Source organism: Mesobacillus jeotgali, from assembly GCF_900166585.1.
GTDB classification, from domain to species: Bacteria; Bacillota; Bacilli; order Bacillales; family Cytobacillaceae; genus Mesobacillus; species Mesobacillus jeotgali_A.
On sequence record NZ_FVZC01000005.1, the window covers coordinates 12,552 to 32,501 of the forward strand.

The 19,950-nt window shown below is 43.6% G+C and carries 34 protein-coding genes; all 34 read right to left on the reverse strand.

Features of this window, described 5'->3' with window-relative positions; translation table 11 throughout:
- Nucleotides 1–2: 2 nt before the first annotated feature.
- Nucleotides 3–800 (reverse strand): energy-coupling factor transporter transmembrane component T family protein, encoded by a 798-nt coding sequence (locus B5X77_RS00670; protein ID WP_079504240.1) that lies wholly within the window; start codon nucleotides 798–800, stop codon nucleotides 3–5.
- Nucleotides 797–1,666, reverse strand: a complete 870-nt coding sequence (locus B5X77_RS00675; protein WP_079504241.1) for an energy-coupling factor ABC transporter ATP-binding protein — start codon at nucleotides 1,664–1,666, stop codon at nucleotides 797–799. Before B5X77_RS00675 ends, B5X77_RS00670 begins: the two co-directional genes overlap by 4 nt.
- On the reverse strand, nucleotides 1,642–2,481 hold the full coding sequence (locus B5X77_RS00680; RefSeq protein ID WP_079504242.1) for an energy-coupling factor ABC transporter ATP-binding protein: 840 nt from the start codon (nucleotides 2,479–2,481) through the stop codon (nucleotides 1,642–1,644). Before B5X77_RS00680 ends, B5X77_RS00675 begins: the two co-directional genes overlap by 25 nt.
- A gap of 423 nt (nucleotides 2,482–2,904) precedes the next feature.
- Nucleotides 2,905–3,267: a 50S ribosomal protein L17 gene (rplQ, locus tag B5X77_RS00685; RefSeq protein WP_079504243.1), complete on the reverse strand. Its 363-nt coding sequence runs from the start codon at nucleotides 3,265–3,267 to the stop codon at nucleotides 2,905–2,907.
- Between the two features lie 75 nt (nucleotides 3,268–3,342).
- Nucleotides 3,343–4,287 (reverse strand): DNA-directed RNA polymerase subunit alpha, encoded by a 945-nt coding sequence (locus B5X77_RS00690; protein WP_079504244.1) that lies wholly within the window; start codon nucleotides 4,285–4,287, stop codon nucleotides 3,343–3,345.
- 175 nt (nucleotides 4,288–4,462) lie between these two features.
- On the reverse strand, nucleotides 4,463–4,852 hold the full coding sequence (gene rpsK, locus B5X77_RS00695) for a 30S ribosomal protein S11 (protein ID WP_023626407.1): 390 nt from the start codon (nucleotides 4,850–4,852) through the stop codon (nucleotides 4,463–4,465).
- Nucleotides 4,853–4,876: 24 nt separating this feature from the next.
- Complete coding sequence (gene rpsM, locus B5X77_RS00700; protein ID WP_079504246.1) at nucleotides 4,877–5,242, reverse strand: 30S ribosomal protein S13; 366 nt, start codon at nucleotides 5,240–5,242, stop codon at nucleotides 4,877–4,879.
- A gap of 23 nt (nucleotides 5,243–5,265) precedes the next feature.
- A complete protein-coding gene (rpmJ, locus tag B5X77_RS00705) occupies nucleotides 5,266–5,379 on the reverse strand; it encodes a 50S ribosomal protein L36 (protein WP_003156543.1) in 114 nt (37 codons plus the stop codon).
- 34 nt (nucleotides 5,380–5,413) lie between these two features.
- Entirely contained in the window at nucleotides 5,414–5,632 is a 219-nt protein-coding gene (gene infA / locus B5X77_RS00710) for a translation initiation factor IF-1 (RefSeq protein WP_009791305.1), read from the reverse strand.
- A 216-nt stretch (nucleotides 5,633–5,848) separates the two neighbouring features.
- The gene (gene map / locus B5X77_RS00715) at nucleotides 5,849–6,595 is read right to left on the reverse strand and encodes a type I methionyl aminopeptidase (protein ID WP_079504247.1); all 747 of its coding nucleotides are present in this window, start codon (nucleotides 6,593–6,595) and stop codon (nucleotides 5,849–5,851) included.
- Nucleotides 6,595–7,245 carry an adenylate kinase gene (locus tag B5X77_RS00720; RefSeq protein ID WP_079504249.1) on the reverse strand — a complete coding sequence of 217 codons (651 nt, stop codon included), beginning with the start codon at nucleotides 7,243–7,245 and terminating at the stop codon, nucleotides 6,595–6,597. Before B5X77_RS00720 ends, map begins: the two co-directional genes overlap by 1 nt.
- 57 nt (nucleotides 7,246–7,302) lie before the next feature.
- Nucleotides 7,303–8,598: a preprotein translocase subunit SecY gene (secY, locus tag B5X77_RS00725; RefSeq protein WP_079504250.1), complete on the reverse strand. Its 1,296-nt coding sequence runs from the start codon at nucleotides 8,596–8,598 to the stop codon at nucleotides 7,303–7,305.
- Nucleotides 8,598–9,038, reverse strand: coding sequence for a 50S ribosomal protein L15 (gene rplO / locus B5X77_RS00730; protein ID WP_079504251.1), 441 nt, complete (start codon nucleotides 9,036–9,038; stop codon nucleotides 8,598–8,600). The genes secY and rplO overlap by 1 nt, the downstream gene beginning before the upstream one ends.
- A 31-nt stretch (nucleotides 9,039–9,069) precedes the next feature.
- Nucleotides 9,070–9,252 carry a 50S ribosomal protein L30 gene (gene rpmD / locus B5X77_RS00735; RefSeq protein WP_079504252.1) on the reverse strand — a complete coding sequence of 61 codons (183 nt, stop codon included), beginning with the start codon at nucleotides 9,250–9,252 and terminating at the stop codon, nucleotides 9,070–9,072.
- Between the two features lie 13 nt (nucleotides 9,253–9,265).
- Nucleotides 9,266–9,766, reverse strand: a complete 501-nt coding sequence (rpsE, locus tag B5X77_RS00740; protein ID WP_079504254.1) for a 30S ribosomal protein S5 — start codon at nucleotides 9,764–9,766, stop codon at nucleotides 9,266–9,268.
- Nucleotides 9,767–9,790: 24 nt separating this feature from the next.
- A complete protein-coding gene (rplR, locus tag B5X77_RS00745) occupies nucleotides 9,791–10,150 on the reverse strand; it encodes a 50S ribosomal protein L18 (protein ID WP_079504255.1) in 360 nt (119 codons plus the stop codon).
- A gap of 32 nt (nucleotides 10,151–10,182) precedes the next feature.
- Nucleotides 10,183–10,719, reverse strand: a complete 537-nt coding sequence (gene rplF / locus B5X77_RS00750) for a 50S ribosomal protein L6 (protein ID WP_079504256.1) — start codon at nucleotides 10,717–10,719, stop codon at nucleotides 10,183–10,185.
- 31 nt (nucleotides 10,720–10,750) lie between these two features.
- A complete protein-coding gene (gene rpsH / locus B5X77_RS00755) occupies nucleotides 10,751–11,149 on the reverse strand; it encodes a 30S ribosomal protein S8 (protein WP_079504257.1) in 399 nt (132 codons plus the stop codon).
- Nucleotides 11,150–11,179: 30 nt separating this feature from the next.
- Entirely contained in the window at nucleotides 11,180–11,365 is a 186-nt protein-coding gene (rpsN, locus tag B5X77_RS00760; RefSeq protein ID WP_009499044.1) for a 30S ribosomal protein S14, read from the reverse strand.
- Between the two features lie 25 nt (nucleotides 11,366–11,390).
- Complete coding sequence (gene rplE / locus B5X77_RS00765; RefSeq protein ID WP_041966519.1) at nucleotides 11,391–11,930, reverse strand: 50S ribosomal protein L5; 540 nt, start codon at nucleotides 11,928–11,930, stop codon at nucleotides 11,391–11,393.
- 26 nt (nucleotides 11,931–11,956) lie between these two features.
- Entirely contained in the window at nucleotides 11,957–12,268 is a 312-nt protein-coding gene (gene rplX, locus B5X77_RS00770) for a 50S ribosomal protein L24 (protein WP_079504258.1), read from the reverse strand.
- 34 nt (nucleotides 12,269–12,302) lie between these two features.
- Nucleotides 12,303–12,671, reverse strand: a complete 369-nt coding sequence (gene rplN / locus B5X77_RS00775; protein WP_079504259.1) for a 50S ribosomal protein L14 — start codon at nucleotides 12,669–12,671, stop codon at nucleotides 12,303–12,305.
- A gap of 40 nt (nucleotides 12,672–12,711) precedes the next feature.
- Entirely contained in the window at nucleotides 12,712–12,975 is a 264-nt protein-coding gene (rpsQ, locus tag B5X77_RS00780) for a 30S ribosomal protein S17 (protein ID WP_023626421.1), read from the reverse strand.
- A gap of 19 nt (nucleotides 12,976–12,994) precedes the next feature.
- Entirely contained in the window at nucleotides 12,995–13,195 is a 201-nt protein-coding gene (gene rpmC / locus B5X77_RS00785; protein WP_079504261.1) for a 50S ribosomal protein L29, read from the reverse strand.
- A complete protein-coding gene (gene rplP, locus B5X77_RS00790) occupies nucleotides 13,185–13,619 on the reverse strand; it encodes a 50S ribosomal protein L16 (protein ID WP_023626423.1) in 435 nt (144 codons plus the stop codon). Before rplP ends, rpmC begins: the two co-directional genes overlap by 11 nt.
- A gap of 1 nt (nucleotide 13,620) precedes the next feature.
- The gene (gene rpsC, locus B5X77_RS00795) at nucleotides 13,621–14,277 is read right to left on the reverse strand and encodes a 30S ribosomal protein S3 (protein WP_079504263.1); all 657 of its coding nucleotides are present in this window, start codon (nucleotides 14,275–14,277) and stop codon (nucleotides 13,621–13,623) included.
- 3 nt (nucleotides 14,278–14,280) lie between these two features.
- Nucleotides 14,281–14,622, reverse strand: a complete 342-nt coding sequence (gene rplV / locus B5X77_RS00800) for a 50S ribosomal protein L22 (RefSeq protein WP_079504264.1) — start codon at nucleotides 14,620–14,622, stop codon at nucleotides 14,281–14,283.
- A gap of 18 nt (nucleotides 14,623–14,640) precedes the next feature.
- Nucleotides 14,641–14,919 (reverse strand): 30S ribosomal protein S19, encoded by a 279-nt coding sequence (rpsS, locus tag B5X77_RS00805; protein ID WP_023626426.1) that lies wholly within the window; start codon nucleotides 14,917–14,919, stop codon nucleotides 14,641–14,643.
- A gap of 57 nt (nucleotides 14,920–14,976) precedes the next feature.
- Entirely contained in the window at nucleotides 14,977–15,807 is an 831-nt protein-coding gene (rplB, locus tag B5X77_RS00810) for a 50S ribosomal protein L2 (RefSeq protein ID WP_079504265.1), read from the reverse strand.
- A 29-nt stretch (nucleotides 15,808–15,836) separates the two neighbouring features.
- Complete coding sequence (gene rplW / locus B5X77_RS00815) at nucleotides 15,837–16,121, reverse strand: 50S ribosomal protein L23 (protein ID WP_041966523.1); 285 nt, start codon at nucleotides 16,119–16,121, stop codon at nucleotides 15,837–15,839.
- On the reverse strand, nucleotides 16,121–16,744 hold the full coding sequence (gene rplD / locus B5X77_RS00820) for a 50S ribosomal protein L4 (RefSeq protein ID WP_079504266.1): 624 nt from the start codon (nucleotides 16,742–16,744) through the stop codon (nucleotides 16,121–16,123). Before rplD ends, rplW begins: the two co-directional genes overlap by 1 nt.
- A 26-nt stretch (nucleotides 16,745–16,770) precedes the next feature.
- Entirely contained in the window at nucleotides 16,771–17,400 is a 630-nt protein-coding gene (gene rplC / locus B5X77_RS00825) for a 50S ribosomal protein L3 (RefSeq protein WP_079504267.1), read from the reverse strand.
- 38 nt (nucleotides 17,401–17,438) lie between these two features.
- A complete protein-coding gene (gene rpsJ, locus B5X77_RS00830; protein WP_009791329.1) occupies nucleotides 17,439–17,747 on the reverse strand; it encodes a 30S ribosomal protein S10 in 309 nt (102 codons plus the stop codon).
- Between the two features lie 968 nt (nucleotides 17,748–18,715).
- Nucleotides 18,716–19,903, reverse strand: coding sequence for an elongation factor Tu (gene tuf / locus B5X77_RS00835; protein WP_079504268.1), 1,188 nt, complete (start codon nucleotides 19,901–19,903; stop codon nucleotides 18,716–18,718).
- Nucleotides 19,904–19,950 lie beyond the last annotated feature (47 nt).

Sequence of the window (19,950 nt, forward strand, 5' to 3'; positions counted from 1 at the left end):
GACTACCCTCTTAAAACGATTAATAGAACCGTGACGGCTGCCAGAAAAAGAATCATAGAGGTATCAACCATACCCCATGTCAGCTGGCGATATTTCGTGCGGCCTTCGCCTCCCTGATAGCCTCGTGCCTCCATTGCGACTGCAAGCTCCTCTGCGCGTTTAAACGAGCTGATGAAGAGCGGGATCAACAAAGGTACGATCGCCTTGATCCTTTCCTTGATGGGACCGCTGTTATACTCTACCCCTCGTGCTGTTTGGGCCTTCATGATTTTATCGGTTTCCTGCATGAGCGTTGGGATGAATCTGAGGGAAATAGACATCATCAAGGCAAGCTCGTGTACAGGGAACCTGAATTTCTTCAAGGGATTCAGCAATGTCTCAAGTCCATCGGTAATCTCGATAGGCGTGGTCGTCAGTGTCAAAAGTGACGTCATGAGGATCAGCAGCAGGAAACGCAATGAAATAAATATCCCTTGCCTCAGACCTTCCTCGTAGATTTTCAGCCAGCCTAAATCGAGAATAATTTCCCCTTCTTTTGTCATGAAAATGTGAATTAAAAACGTAAAAAGGACTAGCAGGAAAACTGGTTTAAGCCCGCCATACAAGAATCTGAGAGGAATCCTGGAGAGTCCTACCATAATAAGCGTGTAAGCGGCTAAAATACCATAGGTCAGCACATTGTTCGCGATAAATACGACGATGACGAACAGGAAGACTATGATCAGCTTCGAGCGCGGATCCATCCGGTGAAGGACTGAATCTCCCGGTACATAACGGCCAAAAATCATCTTCTCCATCATTTTGGACCGCCCCCTTTCAGGAACGCCGCGACAATTTCGGCGAGCTCCTCTTCAGAGAGGCTGATCTTGCTGAATTTGGTCTGGAAGGCTTCTTCTATTTTCAGCTGCAAGCCGACTACTTCCGGCACATCAAGCCCAAGCTCCAGCAATGCTTTTGGATCGGAAAATATCTGATCGGGTGTCCCTTTTGTAAAAACCTTGCCCTGGTGCATGACAACAATTTCGTCCGCATATCTGGCTGCGTCCTCCATACTATGGGTGACAAGAACAGTGGATAGGTTTCTTTTTTTATGAAGAGTATAAAATAAGTCCATAATTTCTTTCCGCCCACGCGGGTCCAAACCCGCAGTCGGCTCGTCAAGTACGATGACCTCTGGCTCCATTGCAAGCACACCGGCAATTGCCACGCGCCTCATCTGGCCGCCGGAAAGGTCGAACGGCGACTTTTCAAGAATGTCCTCAGGCATGCCTACGAGTTTGAGAGCCGCCCTTGCACGTTCCTTTGCTTCCTGTTCTGAAACACCGAAATTCATTGGGCCAAACATGATATCCTTTTCAACCGTCTCTTCAAATAATTGATGCTCCGGAAATTGGAAAACGATGCCCACCTTTTCACGGACACCCTTCAAGTTCTTTTCTTTCCGTCCCGCCTTGATTTCTCTGCTGCCGATCAGGACTGAGCCTTTTGTGGGTTTCAACAGTGCATTCAAGTGCTGAAGGACAGTAGACTTTCCCGAACCAGTATGGCCAATGACAGCAAGGTAGGTTCCTGAAGGGATATTAATTGAAACATCAGAAATCGCAAGACGTTCGAACGGGGAATCGGCCTGGTAACGATATTCTACATTTTTGAGTAAGATGTCCATAATTCCGTCACCAGCTCTTCTTCTGTCAAATATGTTTTGGTAAGTCCAATTCCTTTTTGACGGATGATCTTGCTCATTTTTACCGGGAAAGGAATATCCAGACCCAGCTTAACCAGCTCCTCATCCATCTCAAAAATCTCTTCGGGAGTTCCTTCACGGTATAGCTCTCCCTTATTCATGACAATGATTCTGTCGGCTTTCGCAGCCTCCTCGAGGTCATGAGTAATCGATATTACCGTAATCTTCTCGCGTTCTTTCAATTCTCGTACTGTTTCTATTACTTCAGCGCGTCCGCGTGGGTCAAGCATGGATGTCGCTTCATCCAAAATGATGATGGATGGTTGTAAAGCCAGCACACCCGCAATGGCGACACGCTGTTTCTGTCCGCCTGATAGATGGTGCGGCTCTTGATTCAGAAAGGTTCCCATTTTGACTTTATCAAGTGAAGTCTGTACACGCTCTACCATCGTTTCCCGAGGCACTCCGTGATTTTCCAGACCAAAAGCCACATCATCCCTTACAGTCGTTCCCACGAACTGGTTATCAGGATTTTGAAAAACCATTCCTACATTTTTTCTGATTTCCCACACTGTATCTTCAGACAATTGAGTTCCGCATACATTAATTATACCTTCCTGTGGAAACTGAAGCCCATTCAATAATTTTGCCAGCGTCGATTTGCCCGAACCATTATGACCGACAATCGCCAGCCATTCTCCTTCTATAATATCAAAGCTGATATTTTTCAAAGCAGGCGTCTGCTGTCCTTCATAGCTGAAAGTAACGCCTTCTATACTTACAAGTGGTTTGCTCATCTCCGCCCTCCTCTCGACTCTTCTTTACTGTCTCTTCTCTCTTTAATTAGTAATCATTATAAAAAGCTTTGAATATAAAAAAAGCCTGCACCTCTCCCCGCGCGGAAGCGATCCGCAGAGTGCAGGTCCTTAAAGGACTGGGGAGAAGTGCATGAGCTAGACGAGACAGGCAGAACAGCTCCAGTACGCAATTGATCCAAGATCAATCCGCCGCCGATCCAAAGTGCTTGAAGTTCCCTGGAATAACCGGCCGATGTGGCCAGTGAACTCTTCTTTCCCAGTGGCCTGCGCATCATAACGCTCGTTTTTGGCTTGTGCTGCTTTTTTTAAGTTTTCACCAGGGAGATCCCTGTATAGTAAAAAAAGGGGATGAAACAAGTTTGTATAAACTGTCCATCGCCCTTGTTTGAGTGTTTAATGGTATTAAACTAACTCGATAATGACCATTGGCGCACCGTCACCGCGGCGTGGTCCAAGTTTCATAATACGAGTGTATCCACCTTGGCGCTCAGCATAACGTGGAGCGATGTCAGCGAATAGTTTTTGAACTGCATCCTGTTTTGTTTCAGCGTTAGCAACTTCATTGCGAACCCAAGAAGCTGCTTGACGGCGAGCATGAAGGTCTCCGCGCTTTCCAAGAGTAATCATTTTCTCAACAACTGAACGAAGCTCTTTCGCACGTGTTTCAGTAGTTTCAATACGCTCATTGATAATCAAATCAGTTGTTAAGTCACGTAGCATTGCTTTACGCTGGGCACTTGTGCGTCCTAACTTTCTGTATCCCATGAGTGTTTCCCTCCTTTGTTGAAGTCATAAGCTTCAAGTTTAGGTCTGACAGCAAAATGGCTAGTTAATCAATAACTAGTCATCTTTGCGTAGGCCTAAGCCTAGCTCTTCTAGTTTTGCTTTTACTTCTTCTAGTGATTTTCTGCCAAGGTTACGCACTTTCATCATATCTTCTTCTGTCTTGTGAGCAAGCTCCTGGACAGTGTTGATACCAGCACGCTTTAAGCAGTTATATGAACGAACAGAAAGATCAAGTTCTTCAATAGTCATTTCAAGGACTTTTTCTTTTTGGTCTTCTTCTTTCTCTACCATGATCTCAGCATTTTGAGCTTCGTCAGTAAGGCCGACAAAAATATTCAAGTGCTCAGTCAGGATTTTAGAACCTAGTGCAATAGCTTCCTTAGGACCTGTGCTGCCATCTGTCCATACGTCAAATACCAGCTTGTCATAATTCGTCATTTGCCCTACGCGTGTGTTTTCTACTTGATAAGATACTCGTGATACCGGTGTGTAGATAGAGTCGATTGGAATGACACCGATCGGCTGGTCTTCACGCTTGTTTTGGTCAGCAGGATTGTACCCGCGTCCTCTTCTAGCATGCAGGCGCATACGCAATGAACCCTTGCTTGAAAGAGTAGCGATATGAAGATCCGGATTCAGGATTTCAACATCACTGTCATGCGTGATTGAACCCGCAGTGACTGGACCCTCGCCCTGAATATCGATTTCAAGTGTCTTCTCTTCATCAGAGTAGATTTTCAACGCCAATTTCTTAACGTTCAAAATGATTGATGTTACATCTTCTACGACGCCTTCAATTGTTGAGAACTCATGAAGTACTCCATCGATTTGAATCGATGTGACAGCTGCACCTGGGAGTGAGGATAATAGGATACGACGTAAGGAGTTACCCAAAGTTGTACCATATCCACGCTCAAGCGGTTCTACGACAAACTTGCCGTACTTGGCATCATCGCTGATCTCAACCGTTTCGATTTTTGGTTTTTCTATTTCGATCATCAAATATACCCTCCTTCAAAACGTCGAAACCCCGGCAGGCTTTTACCTTACCGAAATTCCCCCATGTATACGTTCCCGTTTGTGCACAACAACTGGATTAATGATTTCTGTATACCTAGAAAATATTTGTATCATATCCCATTATAGACAGGACTACAAATTCTATACAGAAAAATTAAACACGGCGACGTTTTGGCGGGCGGCAGCCGTTATGTGGAACTGGAGTAACGTCTTTGATCGCTGTTACTTCAAGACCTGCTGCTTGAAGAGCACGGATTGCTGCTTCACGGCCAGCACCTGGTCCTTTAACAGTAACCTCAAGAGTTTTCAAACCATGTTCCATAGAAGTCTTAGCTGCAGTTTCTGCTGCCATTTGTGCTGCGAATGGAGTGGATTTACGTGAACCCTTGAAACCAAGCGCACCTGCACTAGACCATGATAATGCATTACCATGTACGTCTGTAATTGTTACGATAGTATTGTTGAAAGTTGAACGAATATGCGCAACTCCACTTTCAATATTCTTTTTGACGCGGCGTTTGCGTGTATTAGTTTTACGAGCCATTTAAATGTTACCCTCCTTTACGGATTATTTTTTCTTGTTAGCTACAGTCTTACGAGGACCTTTACGAGTACGTGCGTTGTTCTTCGTGTTTTGTCCGCGAACAGGCAATCCACGACGATGACGCAAGCCACGGAATGAACCGATCTCCATTAGACGCTTGATATTTAAAGAAATCTCACGGCGAAGGTCACCTTCAACCTTTAACTTGTCGATGATATCACGGATTTTGTTAAGTTCCTCTTCAGTAAGATCGCGAACGCGAGTGTCTTCAGAAACACCAGCCTCAGCAAGAACCTTCTCAGCAGTTGATCTGCCAATTCCGTAAATATATGTTAAAGCAATAACTACACGCTTTTCACGTGGAATGTCTACACCAGCAATACGTGCCATCTAGATGCGCACCTCCTTTATTATTAACCTTGTTTTTGTTTATGTTTAGGGTTTTCACAGATCACCATTACTTTGCCTTTTCTGCGGATGACTTTACACTTTTCACAGATTGGCTTAACAGATGGTCTCACTTTCATTACTCTAACCTCCTTGATAGTACGGAGTCACGGTTTATTTAAAGCGGTAAGTAATTCTTCCGCGAGTCAAATCATATGGAGAAAGCTCAACTGTTACTTTATCTCCAGGCAGGATCCGAATGAAGTGCATTCTGATTTTGCCGGAAACATGAGCCAACACTGTATGACCATTCTCTAATTCTACCTTAAACATTGCATTCGGCAAAGTTTCTATTACTGTGCCTTCAATTTCAATTACATCATCTTTCGCCATGTACTGGTCTCCCTTCTTTATTCAAAGTCGTATTAAATCATGCCCGCAGCTGCGGAATGTAACTTTCTATTTGTGATACGGCATGCAATCGAGAATATTGTTCAGAAATATTCAACCTTATGATTATAACATAAAGCTGTCTCCCCGTCCGCATTGAAAAATCATTTTTGCCTATTTAAAGACTAAAAAACAGAATCAGACGGCTGAACACCGTGATCAGGCTTTTGTCAAAATCTCAAAACCAGTTTCAGTGATCGCAATGGTATGCTCAAAATGGGCACACATCTTACCGTCAACCGTTACAACAGTCCAATTATCGGCTAACGTATTAACATAGCGGCTTCCTGCATTCACCATCGGTTCTATGCACAGAACCATCCCAGGCTTCAGCCTCGGTCCTCTGTTAGGAGGGCCGTAATGAGGAATTTGCGGGTCTTCATGCAATTCTTGCCCAATTCCATGGCCGACATACTCACGAACAATAGAAAAGCCTTCTGATTCCACATACGTTTGAATTGCATGGGAGATGTTCGAAAGACGTTCTCCTGGCTTAGCTTCCTTCAGGCCGATGAACAATGACTCTTCCGTCACATCCAACAGGCGCTGTGCTCCCTCATCAATCTTGCCTACCGGGTAAGTCCAAGCAGAGTCCCCGTGGTATCCGTTGTACTTTGCACCGATATCAATACTGATGATGTCACCTTCATTAAGAACCCGACCGCCAGGTATCCCGTGAACTAGTTCTTCATTAACGGATGCACAGATGCTGCCGCGAAAACCATTATAACCTTTAAAAGAAGGAGTTGCACCTTGTTTGCGGATAAAATCCTCAGCAATTGCATCCAGCTCTTTAGTTGTAATGCCGGGAGCAATATGATTCTTCAGCTCCTGGTGTGTCAGCGCTACAATGCGACCTGCATCCCGCATAATTTCTATTTCACGAGGGGTTTTGCAAATGATCATTAATATAAGCCCCCAAGCAACTCTTCGATATCAGCAAACACAACATTAATGTCCTGCTGACCGTTGATATTGCGTAAGTAACCTTTATCTTCATAGAAGTTTAACAGAGGCTTTGTTTGCTGGATATTAACATCCAGTCGGTTTTGAACTGTTTCTGAATTGTCATCAGCGCGCTGATAAAGCTCGCCGCCACAGCGGTCACAAACGCCTTCCTTTGCAGGAGGGTTGAACACTAGGTGGTAAGTAGCTCCACAGTTTTTACAAATTCTGCGACCTGTCAAACGCTCCATAAGGATACTCTGATCCACATCAATGTTAATGACATAATCGATTTTTTTTCCAAGATCAGCAAGCATGGTGTCCAGAGCTTCAGCCTGGGCAACTGTACGCGGAAATCCATCAAGAAGGAATCCATTCTCACAGTCTTCTTTGCTTAAGCGTTCACGGACGATCCCGATCGTTACTTCATCAGGAACCAGCTCTCCCTTGTCCATAAATGATTTTGCCTGTAATCCAAGTTCCGTTCCTTCTTTGATAGCTGCACGGAACATATCTCCAGTTGAGATATGAGGGATGTTGTATTTACCAACAATTTTATCGGCTTGCGTGCCCTTACCGGCACCCGGAAGCCCCATCAGAACCAAATTCACAAGATTTCCCCCCTCAGTCTCTATTTAAAGATTCAGGGAACACATGTCCCCTAAATCTTATTTTATAAAGCCTTTATAATGGCGTTTTACAAGCTGAGCTTCAAGCTGCTTCATCGTTTCAAGCGCAACGCCCACCACGATCAGCAAGCTTGTTCCGCCAATCTGTACGGATTGAGGCAGACCAGCGAATTTAATGAAAAACACTGGCAGCACAGAGATTACTGAAAGGAAGATAGCACCGACTAAAGTCAGGCGATAAAGCACCCTTGTCAAGTATTCCTGTGTATTTTTGCCCGGACGGATGCCTGGGACATATCCACCCTGCTTCTTCAGGTTCTCGGCAACTTGTTCTGGGTTCACCTGGATGAACGCATAGAAATATGTGAACGCGACGATTAAGGCCACATATACGACCATACCGATCGGCTGTGTGTAATCAAACGTCTTCTGAATCCAGAGTGTCACATCATTCGTGCCGAAGAACTGAGCGATTGTCGGAGGTGTAACGACAAACGAAATCGCGAAGATAACCGGGATGACACCAGCTGCGTTCACTTTCAAAGGAAGGTGAGTGTTCTGGCCGCCAACCGCGTTGTTTCCAGCGCTCATGCGTTTAGCATACTGAATAGGTATTTTACGTGTTGCCTGTTGGATGAAAATAACACCAACGATGATTGCGATAATAGCCACCAGGATCAACAATACAGTCACAATACGAAGGAACAGAGCGTCCCCAGCGTCTGAGAACTGCTGTGCATAAATCTGGTTGACCATTGTCGGAATTCCGGCAACGATACCTGCAAAGATTATGATTGAAATACCATTTCCTACGCCTTTCGCTGTGATCTGTTCGCCCAGCCACATAAGGAATGCAGTTCCGGCTGTCAGGACAACAGCAATCAGCAGATAAGTCGTGATACCGGCATTCTGGATTAATAATCCACCTGCCATATTGTTAAAGCCATAAGACATACCGAGTGCCTGGACAAAACCAAGAACGATCGTGAAATAGCGGGTAAACTGAGCTAATTTACGGCGTCCGACTTCTCCTTGTTTAGACCATTCAGTAAACTTTGGCACAACATCCATCTGCAAGAGCTGGATGATGATTGAAGCAGTGATGTACGGCATGATTCCCATCGCGAAGATTGAGAAGTTCTGAAGTGCACCGCCGCCAAAAGTATTCAGCACTCCGAAGACACTCATGTCATCTTGTGCTTTCAAAATATCTGCATTTACGTTTGGTACAGGAATAAATGTACCAAGACGAAATACAATCAACATTAAAAGGGTGAAGAGAATTTTATTTCTAATTTCACCCACGCGCATAAAATTGGAGATTGTCTGGAACATTAAATCACCTCAGTTTGACCGCCGGCAGCTTTGATCGCTTCCTCGGCTGCAGAGGAGAACTTATGAGCTTTAACAGTTAAATTCTTATCAAGGCTTCCCTTAGCAAGGATCTTAACACCTGCTAGTTCCTTCCTGACAAGACCTGTTTCGATTAAAAGTTCTGGAGTCACTTCTGTTCCGTTTTCGAACACGTTTAGAGCATCAAGGTTAACGACTGCATATTCTTTACGGTTGATGTTTGTGAAACCGCGTTTAGGCAAGCGTCGGAATAAAGGAGTTTGACCACCTTCGAATCCAAGGCGTACACCGCCGCCAGAACGAGCGTTTTGACCTTTATGACCTTTACCAGCAGTTTTACCTTGACCAGAACCGATACCACGTCCAAGACGTTTGCGTTCTTTACGGGAACCTTCTGCAGGCTTTAATTCATGAAGTTTCATGTTGGCACCTCCTTATTTTAAAAAGGTTAAATTATTTTTCGGTTACTGTTACAAGGTGAGAAACTTTGTTGATCATGCCGCGGATTGCTGCATTATCTTGTTGCTCAACTGTTTGGTTCATTTTACGTAAGCCGAGAGCTTTAACTGTTTCGCGCTGATCTTGCGGACGGCCGATCAGGCTGCGAGTGAGGGTAATTTCTAATTTGTTAGCCATTTGATTTCCCTCCTTATCCTAACAGTTCTTCCACAGATTTACCGCGTAGTTTTGCTACGTCCTCTGCACGCTTTAATTGAGATAGTCCGTCAAGTGTTGCACGAACCATGTTAATTGGAGTGTTTGTTCCTAGAGATTTAGACAGGATATCAGCAACACCTGCTAATTCTAGTACCGCACGAACTGGTCCACCAGCGATAACTCCAGTACCTTCAGAAGCAGGCTTCAGAAGGATTTCACCAGCACCAAAGTGTCCGATAACCTGGTGAGGAATTGTAGTACCAACCATAGGTACTTGGATTAGGTTCTTCTTCGCATCTTCGATAGCTTTGCGAATCGCTTCAGGTACTTCTTGTGCTTTACCAGTACCCATGCCGACATTACCGTTTTTATCTCCTACTACTACTAGAGCAGAAAAACGGAAACGACGTCCACCTTTAACAACTTTAGCAACACGGTTAATCGTAACTACGCGTTCTTCAAGTTCAAGTTTGTTTGGATCAATACGACGCATCTTTGTATGTCCCTCCTTTTTCTATTAAAATTCTAAGCCGTTTTCGCGGGCAGCATCAGCAAGTGCCTGGATGCGGCCATGATAAAGGTATCCGCCACGGTCAAATACTACTGACTTATAACCTTTTTCCACAGCACGCTTAGCGATCAATTCACCGATTTGCTTTGCTGCTTCCAGGTTATTGCCTTCAACATTCACTTCTTTATCTAAAGTAGAAGCACTCACTAGAGTTACTCCCTTTACATCGTCGATTAGTTGAGCATAAATGTGCTTGTTAGAACGGAACACATTTAGACGAGGACGAGCTTCAGTTCCGCTAAGTTTCGCACGGACACGAGCGTGTCTCTTACGGCGAGTAGCGTTTTTATCAGCCTTCGTAATCATTTACGTCACTCCTTTCGTTAACCTATGCGGCATTACTTACCTGTTTTACCTTCTTTACGGCGTACATATTCGCCTTCATAACGAATACCTTTGCCTTTGTAAGGCTCTGGCGGACGTACGTCACGGATGTTAGCAGCCAATGCGCCAACACGCTCTTTGTCAGTTCCCTTAATAACGATCTTTGTGTTAGAAGGAACTTCGATTTCAAGGCCTTTTTCTGCCTCGATTTCAACAGGATGAGAGTATCCTACGTTAAGTACTAGCTTGTTACCTTGCTTACTTGCACGGTAACCGACACCTACTAGCTCAAGACCTCTTTCGAAACCTTTAGATACACCCTCAACCATGTTAGCAAGAACCGCGCGAGTCGTACCGTGCAATGCGCGATGTTCCTTGTTTTCAGTTGGACGGGAAATGTTGATTACGTTCTCTTCGACCTTGATTTCGATGTCAGAGTGAAAAGTACGAGACAATTCACCTTTTGGTCCTTTAACTGTTACCTGATTGTTATCAAGAGTAACAGTAACACCAGCTGGAATTTCAATTGGTTTTTTACCTACGCGTGACATTTGTTGCACCTCCATTCATTCAGAAAATCTATTACCAAACGTATGCTAGAACTTCTCCGCCCACTTGCTTAGCGCGAGCTTCTTTGTCAGTTAAAACGCCGTTTGAAGTTGAAACTAGTGCGATACCTAAACCGTTAAGTACCTTAGGTACTTCGTTAGATTTTGCATAAACGCGAAGTCCTGGCTTACTGATTCTCTTAAGACCAGTGATAACACGCTCGTTGTTTGCACCATACTTCAAGAAGATACGGATAATACCTTGCTTGTTGTCTTCGATATATTCAACGTCACGTACGAAACCTTCACGCTTAAGGATCTCAGCGATTTCTTTTTTCATGTTAGAAGCAGGTACTTCTAGTTTTTCGTGACGAACCATATTCGCATTGCGAATACGAGTTAGCAAATCTGCAATCGGATCTGTCATGACCATTTAATTTACCTCCTTCCAGAGCTTTCAGTTTTACCAGCTAGCTTTTTTCACACCAGGAATTTGTCCTTTGTATGCTAATTCACGGAAACAAATACGGCAAAGCTTAAATTTGCGGTATACAGAGTGCGGACGGCCGCAGCGCTCACAGCGAGTGTACTCTTGTACTTTATATTTAGGCGTGCGTTTTTGTTTCGCAATCATTGATTTCTTAGCCACGTTTTCGCCTCCCTCTTATTAGAGATTACTTTTGAAATGGCATTCCGAATTGTGTTAATAGTTCACGAGCTTCTTCATCAGTGTTAGCAGTCGTTACAATAACAATGTCCATGCCACGTACTTTGTTTACTTTATCGTAATCAATTTCAGGGAAGATTAACTGTTCTTTAACACCAAGTGTGTAGTTACCGCGTCCGTCGAAAGACTTCTTGGAGATACCGCGGAAGTCACGTACACGTGGTAAAGATACTGAAATTAACTTGTCGATGAATTCGTACATGCGCTCACCGCGAAGTGTTACTTTCGCACCGATTGGCATACCTTCACGAAGGCGGAAGCCAGCGATTGATTTCTTAGCACGGGTAACGACTGGCTTTTGGCCAGTGATTGTTGCTAATTCCTCAACTGCAACATCAAGAGCTTTAGCGTTGGCAACAGCGTCACCTACACCCATGTTGATTACGATCTTTTCAAGTTTAGGAACTTCCATAATTGACTTATAGTTAAACTTGCTCATAAGAGCAGGAGTAATTTCATTGTTGAACTTTTCTTTTAGGCGGTTCATCGATTGTACCTCCCTTCTTCAATAGACTATTTATCTAGAACTTCACCGGATTTTTTAGCAACGCGTACCTTCTTGCCGTTTTCGACAGTGTAACCAACTCGGGTTGGTGTGCCAGACTTCGGGTCTAAAGGCATTACGTTTGATACATGGATAGGTGCTTCCTGGTTCAAGATTCCACCTTGTGGATTTACTTGAGAAGGCTTAGCGTGTTTTTTCACGATATTGATTCCTTCTACAAGAACACGGCTTTGCTTTGGATAAGCTTCAAGGATGATCCCTGTTTTGCCTTTGTCCTTACCAGAGATGACCATAACTTTGTCACCTTTTTTTACATGCATCTGTGTGCACCTCCTTAAAGGCATTTGAAATAGATTATAGTACTTCTGGAGCTAATGAAACGATCTTCATGAAGTTATTGTCACGAAGTTCACGTGCAACTGGTCCGAAGATACGAGTACCACGAGGACTCTTATCGTCACGGATGATTACACAAGCATTCTCGTCAAACTTAATATAAGTACCGTCAGTACGGCGCATACCAGTTTTTGTACGAACGATAACTGCTCTGACAACGTCACCTTTTTTAACAACGCCACCTGGTGTTGCCTGTTTCACTGTGCAAACGATAATGTCACCAATATTAGCAGTCTTACGGCCAGAACCGCCTAGAACTTTAATAGTAAGTACTTCACGAGCACCTGAATTGTCAGCAACTTTTAAACGTGTTTCCTGTTGGATCATGCGAGTAACCTCCCTTCGGAATAAACCTTAATCCGAACAATTAGATAATAACAGCTTTTTCCACCACTTCTACAAGGCGGAAACGTTTTGTGGCAGATAGCGGACGAGTTTCCATGATACGAACTACGTCGCCGATTTTTGCCTCGTTTTGCTCATCATGAGCTTTGAATTTCTTAGAGTATTTTACACGCTTGCCGTATAAAGGATGCTTTTTGTATGTCTCAACAAGAACAGTAACAGTTTTGTCCATCTTGTCAGATACTACGCGTCCAGTATAAACTTTGCGTTGGTTGCGTTCACTCATTGTGAGAACCTCCTCTCAATTATCTGTTAACGCCGATCTCTCGTTCACGAATTACAGTCTTCATGCGAGCAATCGCTTTGCGTACTTCACGAATGCGAGCTGTGTTTTCAAGTTGTCCAGTCGCTAATTGAAAGCGCAGGTTGAATAGCTCTTCTTTTAATGATTTAACTTTTTGTTCAATTTCAGCAGTGGTAAGGTCACGAATTTCATTAGCTTTCATTAGATTCACCACCAATTTCTTCTCGTTTAACAAACTTGCACTTTACAGGAAGCTTGTGTGCTGCAAGGCGTAATGCTTCGCGTGCGATTTCTTCAGAAACGCCAGCTACTTCGAACATTACTTTGCCTGGTTTTACAACTGCTACCCAACCTTCAGGAGCACCTTTACCAGAACCCATTCGGACTTCTAGAGGCTTTGCAGTATATGGCTTATGAGGGAAAATCTTGATCCAGACTTTACCGCCACGTTTCATGTAACGAGTCATTGCAATACGGGCAGATTCGATTTGACGGTTTGTGATCCAAGAAGCTTCAAGAGCTTGCAAACCGAATTCACCGAAGTTTACTTCAGTACCGCCTTTAGCTTGACCGCGCATCTTGCCACGGTGTTGACGGCGATATTTAACGCGTTTAGGCAATAACATATTATTTGCCTCCTTCCTCAGTTTTCTTCTTCGTAGGAAGGACCTCTCCACGATAAATCCATACTTTAACGCCTAACTTACCGTAAGTTGTATCTGCTTCAGCAGTAGCATAATCGATATCGGCACGAAGAGTATGAAGTGGAACTGTTCCTTCGCTGTATTGTTCTGAACGAGCGATGTCTGCACCGCCTAGACGGCCGGATACCATTGTCTTGATACCTTTAGCGCCAGCACGCATTGCACGTTGGATAACTTGCTTCTGTGCGCGACGGAAAGATACACGGTTTTCCAATTGGCGTGCGATATTTTCAGCAACCAATTTCGCATCGATATCAGCTTTCTTGATTTCAAGAATGTTTATATGAACACGTTTGCCTGTAAGTTCGTTTAGCGCTTTACGAAGTGCTTCAACTTCTGTTCCACCCTTACCGATAACCATTCCTGGCTTCGCAGTGTGAACAGTTACATTCAAGCGGTTTGCAGCACGTTCGATTTCTACTTTAGAAAGAGAAGCATCGCGTAAACGCTTAGTGATGTACTCACGAACCTTAAGGTCTTCGTGTAAAAGATCAGCGTAGTCTTTGCCTGCGTACCATTTTGATTCCCAATCACGGATGATTCCGACACGCAAACCGACTGGATTTACTTTTTGACCCACTGATTATCCCTCCTTCTTTTCTGATAAAACGATTGTAATGTGGCTAGTACGTTTGTTAATTGCACTTGCACGGCCCATAGCACGTGGACGGAAACGTTTCAACGTTGGTCCTTCGTTAGCGTAAGCTTCGGATACGACAAGGTTATTAACATCCATCTCATAGTTGTGCTCTGCGTTTGCTAATGCAGACTTTAACACTTTTTCTACGATTGGAGAAGCTGCTTTTGGGGTAAGGTTTAAAATAGCAACTGCTTCACCAACTTGCTTTCCTCGAATTAAATCTAGAACTAAGCGAGCTTTACGAGGAGCAATACGAACTGTTCTTGCAACAGCTTTAGCTTGCATTTGGATGCCCTCCTCTCATTAACGTCTTGTTTTCTTATCGTCATTACCATGTCCTTTGTAAGTACGAGTTGGAGCGAATTCTCCAAGCTTGTGGCCTACCATGTCTTCAGTGACATAAACAGGTACATGTTTGCGACCATCGTAGACAGCAATCGTGTGTCCGATGAATTGTGGGAAGATCGTTGAACGGCGAGACCAAGTCTTAACAACTTTCTTCGCTTCAGTTTCATTTAACTTTTCGATCTTTGTGATTAAGTGCTCATCAACAAAAGGTCCTTTTTTTAAGCTGCGACCCATGATTGAACCTCCCTTCGTGATTGCCCTACGGTTCCCGTGAACCGTAGATCAATCCCGTTATTTTTTACGACGACGTACAATAAACTTGTCGGATTTATTCTTCTTCTTACGAGTCTTAGCACCAAGAGTTGGTTTGCCCCATGGTGACATTGGAGACTTACGTCCGATTGGTGAACGTCCTTCACCACCACCGTGTGGGTGATCGTTAGGGTTCATTACAGATCCACGAACTGTTGGGCGCTTGCCTAACCAGCGTGAACGACCTGCTTTACCGATGTTGATCAATTCGTGCTGTTCGTTGCCGACTTGACCTACAGTTGCACGGCACTCAGAAAGGATCATACGTACTTCGCCTGAGTTCAAACGAATCAATACATACTTGCCTTCTTTACCAAGAACCTGTGCAGAAGTTCCAGCAGAACGAACTAATTGTCCGCCTTTGCCAGGCTTCAATTCGATGTTGTGTACAACTGTACCAACTGGGATGTTAGCTAGTGGAAGAGCGTTACCTACTTTAATGTCAGCTGTTGGGCCAGACATAACTTCCATACCTACTACTAGGTTTTTAGGAGCTAGGATGTATCTCTTTTCACCATCTACATAATTAATTAACGCAATGTTTGCTGAACGGTTTGGATCATACTCAATTGTGGCAACGCGTCCAGGAATGCCATCTTTTGTACGTTTAAAATCGATGATTCTGTACTGACGCTTATGGCCGCCACCTTGATGACGAACAGTTAACTTACCCTGGTTGTTACGACCGCCTTTTCTGTGCAACGGAGCAAGCAAGGATTTTTCCGGCTTGTCAGTTGTAATTTCAGCAAAATCAGATGCTGTCATATTACGACGACCGTTGGAGGTAGGTTTGTACTTTTTAATCGCCATTTCGTTTCCCTCCTCTTCTTATTGGATTATTATACTTCGAAGAATTCGATTTCTTTGCTGTCTTGAGTAAGTTTAACGATAGCTTTACGACGCTTGTTTGTGTAACCGCCGAACTTGCCCATACGCTTGAACTTACCTTTGTAGTTCATGATGTTAACTTTTTCAACGTTAACGCCGAAAATAGTTTCAATCGCATCTTTAACTTGTGTCTTGTTCGCTCTTGTATCAACTTCGAAAGTGTATTTCTTCTCAGTCATTAGATCTGAAGAACGTTCTGTAATAACGGGGCGCTTAATGATATCACGTGCATCCATTATGCAAGCACCTCCTCTACTTTTTCAACAGCTGCTTTTGTCATGATCAGCTTATCATGATTTAAAACATCTAGTACGTTGATTCCTTCAGCAGTAACTACAGTTACTCCAGGAATGTTGCGTGCAGATAGAGCGACGTTTTCTTCAAGACCTGCAGTTACGATCAATGCTTTCGTGTTAACAGAAAGACCGCTTAGTACACTCTTGAATTCCTTTGTCTTTGGAGCTTCGAAAGCTAGGCTCTCAAGAACAAGGATGTTCTCAGCTTGCACTTTTGATGATAATGCAGATTTGATTGCCAAACGACGAACTTTCTTAGGCAATTTATAGCTGTAGCTGCGTGGAACTGGTCCGAATACAGTACCGCCTCCGCGCCATTGTGGAGATCTGATTGATCCCTGACGAGCACGGCCAGTACCTTTTTGACGCCATGGTTTGCGTCCACCGCCCGCTACTTCAGAACGAATTTTAGTTTTATGAGTTCCCTGACGTAATGAAGCTCTTTGCATAACTACTGCTTCGAACATTACGTGGTTATTAGGCTCGATACCAAATACTGAATCATTAAGTTCGATTTCTCCAACTTGTGAACCAGCTTGGTTGAATAATGCTACTTTAGGCATTCTTGTTTCCTCCTTTCCTGTGAAAATTACTTCGCTTTTACAGCAGTTTTGATTTTTAGAAGGGCTTTTCTAGCACCAGGAACGTTTCCTTTGATTAGAAGAAGGTTACGCTCTGCATCTATTTTAACGATTTGCAGGTTTTGAACAGTGATCTGCTCTCCACCCATGCGTCCAGGTAGCAATTTACCTTTGAATACGCGGTTTGGAGCAACAGGACCCATTGAACCAGGGCGGCGGTGGTAACGAGAACCGTGAGCCATTGGTCCGCGAGATTGTCCGTGACGCTTGATAGCACCTTGGAAACCTTTACCCTTTGAGATTCCTGTAACATCTACGATATCGCCTTCAGCGAAAATATCAACTTTGACTTCCTGACCAACTTCAAATCCTGCTACATCAACGTCGTTGAATTCCTTAACGAAGCGCTTAGGAGCAGTGTTTGCTTTTGCAACGTGTCCTTTTTCAGGCTTGTTTGAAAGCTTTTCACGCTTGTCTTCAAAACCTAACTGGATAGCTTCGTAGCCATCTGTTTCAGCAGATTTCACTTGAAGAACAACGTTTGGAGAAGCTTCTACAACAGTTACCGGGATAAGGTCGCCGTTTTCAGCAAATACTTGAGTCATACCGATCTTTCTTCCTAAGATTCCTTTGGTCATTTCAGTCACACCTCCTGTGATTTATATTGTTTTATTGATTAAAGTTTGATTTCGATATCTACACCTGATGGCAGGTCTAAACGCATTAGTGAGTCGACCGTTTGCGGAGTCGGATTGATGATGTCAATCAGACGCTTATGCGTACGCATTTCGAACTGCTCACGAGAATCCTTGTACTTATGCACCGCACGAAGAATTGTGTAAATTGACTTTTCTGTAGGTAGTGGGATTGGACCAGACACCGCCGCACCAGAACGTTTCGCAGTTTCAACAATCTTTTCTGCAGACTGATCAAGAATCCTGTGATCATAAGCTTTCAAACGGATACGAATTTTTTGTTTTGCCATTACTTTCCCTCCTTTTCGCCTATTTTAAAATAGACATTCTCCGCGAAAATTTCCCACACACTCGCCATGGCAAAGCGGCCGGGTGTGTCAGCAACCTTCCGCATCATCGCAGTCAAAGACCAACATTGTCTATTATACATAAAACACAACGTCAGCGCAACCTAAATTCCGCAAATTCATTATGTTTAACACACTTTTACTATTATAGCGGGCGTAATGGTATTTTACAAGTGTGGAAAGAGATTTCTTACTATTTGGACGGAGAGAAAATAATTCCTTTTGATAGTGGATGATGTTTTTGGAGAAAAAACATGCAGCTTTTATAATTCGATATATTATAGAAGGAACTGATTCGGTTATTACATGCAGTTTATAGTTGGGGTTCGTTTGTTACCTGCCTTTAGATTGTTAGAATAGATTCTTTGGCCTTAAGTTAGAACATGGCATTAATCAATTTCAACTCCTTTCTCTTCTTGGGCAGATGATCCCCTTTTATGTTACCGAAAACCCTTCCTCTATTCTTTTTCGGGCACATGCTTCAGTTTTATGTTACCGTAATCCATTCTCCAATTCTTTTTCGGGCACATATTACTCTTTTATGTTACCGAAATTCCTTCTTCGCTTATTTTTCAGGCAGATGTTCCCCTTTTATGTTACCGTAATCCCTCTTCAGATTATTTTTCGGGCAGATGTTCCCCTTATATGTTACCGAAATTCCTTCTTCGCTTATTTTTCGGGCACATGTTCCCCTTTTATGTTACCGTAATCCATTCTCCAATTCTTTTTCGGGCACATATTACTCTTTTATGTTACCGAAATTCCTTCTTCGCTTATTTTTCGGGCACTTGTTTTCAATTTTTATTATAGTTTTCTTGTATCTATAAAGTTTTTTTGCATAAAAAAAAGCAGCTGGATCGTCATCCAGCTGCTTTTTCCGGATCGTCACCCGGATTTATTTTCTTTTAAAATTACTCTTGGATAGTCGCAACTACGCCAGCGCCTACAGTACGGCCGCCTTCACGAATTGAGAACTTAGTTCCTTCTTCGATAGCGATTGGAGCGATTAGTTCAACAGTCATTTCGATGTTGTCGCCAGGCATAACCATTTCTACGCCTTCAGGAAGGTTACAGATACCAGTTACATCAGTTGTACGGAAGTAGAACTGTGGACGGTAATTAGTGAAGAATGGAGTGTGACGTCCACCTTCTTCTTTTGAAAGAACGTAAACTTCAGCTTTGAACTTTGTGTGTGGCTTAACAGAACCTGGCTTAGCAAGTACTTGGCCACGCTGGATTTCTTCACGTGATACACCACGAAGAAGAGCACCGATGTTGTCTCCAGCTTCTGCATAGTCAAGAAGCTTACGGAACATTTCTACACCTGTTACAGTAGTAGATTTTGGTTCTTCAGTCATACCGATGATTTCTACAACGTCACCGACTTTAACTTGTCCACGCTCAACACGGCCAGTAGCAACTGTTCCACGGCCAGTGATTGAGAATACGTCCTCAACAGGCATCATGAAAGGCTTGTCAGTGTCACGTGCTGGAGTTGGGATGTACTCGTCAACAGCAGCCATAAGTTCGTTGATTTTTTCTTCCCACTCAGGCTCTCCTTCAAGAGCTTTAAGAGCAGAACCTTTGATAACTGGGATGTCATCGCCAGGGAAGTCGTATTCAGAAAGAAGGTCACGTACTTCCATTTCTACTAGTTCAAGAAGTTCTTCGTCATCAACCATGTCACACTTGTTCATGAATACAACAAGGTAAGGTACGCCTACCTGACGAGAAAGAAGGATGTGCTCACGAGTTTGTGGCATTGGGCCGTCAGCAGCAGATACTACTAGGATACCGCCGTCCATTTGAGCAGCACCAGTGATCATGTTTTTAACATAGTCAGCGTGTCCTGGGCAGTCAACGTGTGCATAGTGACGAGTTGCAGTTTCGTACTCAACGTGTGCAGTTGAGATTGTGATTCCACGCTCGCGCTCTTCTGGAGCAGCGTCGATTTGGTCGTAACCGCGTGCTTCACCGCCGCCTACTTTAGAAAGAACAGTAGTGATAGCAGCTGTTAGAGTAGTTTTACCATGGTCAACGTGACCAATTGTACCGATGTTAACGTGTGGCTTAGAACGATCGAATTTAGCTTTTCCCATTAGAAAAATCCTCCTTTGATATATGAAAATTAAGTATATTTTAATGT

What these genes read in the sequence shown, in the direction of transcription:
- secY (WP_079504250.1), bottom strand. Translation starts at nt 8,598, where the DNA reads ATGTTCCAGACAATCTCCAATTTTATGCGCGTGGGTGAAATTAGAAAT.
- rplN (WP_079504259.1), bottom strand. Translation starts at nt 12,671, where the DNA reads ATGATCCAACAGGAAACACGTTTAAAAGTTGCTGACAATTCAGGTGCT.
- rpmJ (WP_003156543.1), bottom strand. Translation starts at nt 5,379, where the DNA reads ATGAAAGTGAGACCATCTGTTAAGCCAATCTGTGAAAAGTGTAAAGTC.
- B5X77_RS00675 (WP_079504241.1), bottom strand. Translation starts at nt 1,666, where the DNA reads ATGGACATCTTACTCAAAAATGTAGAATATCGTTACCAGGCCGATTCC.
- rplO (WP_079504251.1), bottom strand. Translation starts at nt 9,038, where the DNA reads ATGAAACTTCATGAATTAAAGCCTGCAGAAGGTTCCCGTAAAGAACGC.
- rpsQ (WP_023626421.1), bottom strand. Translation starts at nt 12,975, where the DNA reads ATGAGTGAACGCAACCAACGCAAAGTTTATACTGGACGCGTAGTATCT.
- rplP (WP_023626423.1), bottom strand. Translation starts at nt 13,619, where the DNA reads ATGTTATTGCCTAAACGCGTTAAATATCGCCGTCAACACCGTGGCAAG.
- tuf (WP_079504268.1), bottom strand. Translation starts at nt 19,903, where the DNA reads ATGGGAAAAGCTAAATTCGATCGTTCTAAGCCACACGTTAACATCGGT.
- rplV (WP_079504264.1), bottom strand. Translation starts at nt 14,622, where the DNA reads ATGCAAGCTAAAGCTGTTGCAAGAACAGTTCGTATTGCTCCTCGTAAA.
- rpsJ (WP_009791329.1), bottom strand. Translation starts at nt 17,747, where the DNA reads ATGGCAAAACAAAAAATTCGTATCCGTTTGAAAGCTTATGATCACAGG.
- rplE (WP_041966519.1), bottom strand. Translation starts at nt 11,930, where the DNA reads ATGAACCGCCTAAAAGAAAAGTTCAACAATGAAATTACTCCTGCTCTT.
- rpsK (WP_023626407.1), bottom strand. Translation starts at nt 4,852, where the DNA reads ATGGCTCGTAAAACTAATACACGCAAACGCCGCGTCAAAAAGAATATT.
- map (WP_079504247.1), bottom strand. Translation starts at nt 6,595, where the DNA reads ATGATCATTTGCAAAACCCCTCGTGAAATAGAAATTATGCGGGATGCA.
- rpsE (WP_079504254.1), bottom strand. Translation starts at nt 9,766, where the DNA reads ATGCGTCGTATTGATCCAAACAAACTTGAACTTGAAGAACGCGTAGTT.
- infA (WP_009791305.1), bottom strand. Translation starts at nt 5,632, where the DNA reads ATGGCGAAAGATGATGTAATTGAAATTGAAGGCACAGTAATAGAAACT.
- rplR (WP_079504255.1), bottom strand. Translation starts at nt 10,150, where the DNA reads ATGATTACGAAGGCTGATAAAAACGCTACTCGCCGTAAGAGACACGCT.
- rpsH (WP_079504257.1), bottom strand. Translation starts at nt 11,149, where the DNA reads ATGGTCATGACAGATCCGATTGCAGATTTGCTAACTCGTATTCGCAAT.
- rpsM (WP_079504246.1), bottom strand. Translation starts at nt 5,242, where the DNA reads ATGGCACGTATTGCTGGTGTAGACATTCCACGTGAAAAGCGTGTAGTT.
- rplC (WP_079504267.1), bottom strand. Translation starts at nt 17,400, where the DNA reads ATGACCAAAGGAATCTTAGGAAGAAAGATCGGTATGACTCAAGTATTT.
- rplX (WP_079504258.1), bottom strand. Translation starts at nt 12,268, where the DNA reads ATGCATGTAAAAAAAGGTGACAAAGTTATGGTCATCTCTGGTAAGGAC.
- B5X77_RS00690 (WP_079504244.1), bottom strand. Translation starts at nt 4,287, where the DNA reads ATGATCGAAATAGAAAAACCAAAAATCGAAACGGTTGAGATCAGCGAT.
- rpmC (WP_079504261.1), bottom strand. Translation starts at nt 13,195, where the DNA reads ATGAAAGCTAATGAAATTCGTGACCTTACCACTGCTGAAATTGAACAA.
- rplB (WP_079504265.1), bottom strand. Translation starts at nt 15,807, where the DNA reads ATGGCGATTAAAAAGTACAAACCTACCTCCAACGGTCGTCGTAATATG.
- rpsS (WP_023626426.1), bottom strand. Translation starts at nt 14,919, where the DNA reads ATGGGTCGCAGCTTAAAAAAAGGACCTTTTGTTGATGAGCACTTAATC.
- B5X77_RS00680 (WP_079504242.1), bottom strand. Translation starts at nt 2,481, where the DNA reads ATGAGCAAACCACTTGTAAGTATAGAAGGCGTTACTTTCAGCTATGAA.
- rplD (WP_079504266.1), bottom strand. Translation starts at nt 16,744, where the DNA reads ATGCCTAAAGTAGCATTATTCAACCAAGCTGGTTCACAAGTTGGAGAA.
- rplQ (WP_079504243.1), bottom strand. Translation starts at nt 3,267, where the DNA reads ATGGGATACAGAAAGTTAGGACGCACAAGTGCCCAGCGTAAAGCAATG.
- rpmD (WP_079504252.1), bottom strand. Translation starts at nt 9,252, where the DNA reads ATGGCTAACAAATTAGAAATTACCCTCACTCGCAGCCTGATCGGCCGT.
- B5X77_RS00670 (WP_079504240.1), bottom strand. Translation starts at nt 800, where the DNA reads ATGATGGAGAAGATGATTTTTGGCCGTTATGTACCGGGAGATTCAGTC.
- rplW (WP_041966523.1), bottom strand. Translation starts at nt 16,121, where the DNA reads ATGGATGCACGTGATATCATTAAGCGCCCCGTTATTACAGAACGTTCT.
- rplF (WP_079504256.1), bottom strand. Translation starts at nt 10,719, where the DNA reads ATGTCACGCGTAGGTAAAAAACCAATTGAAATTCCAGCTGGTGTTACT.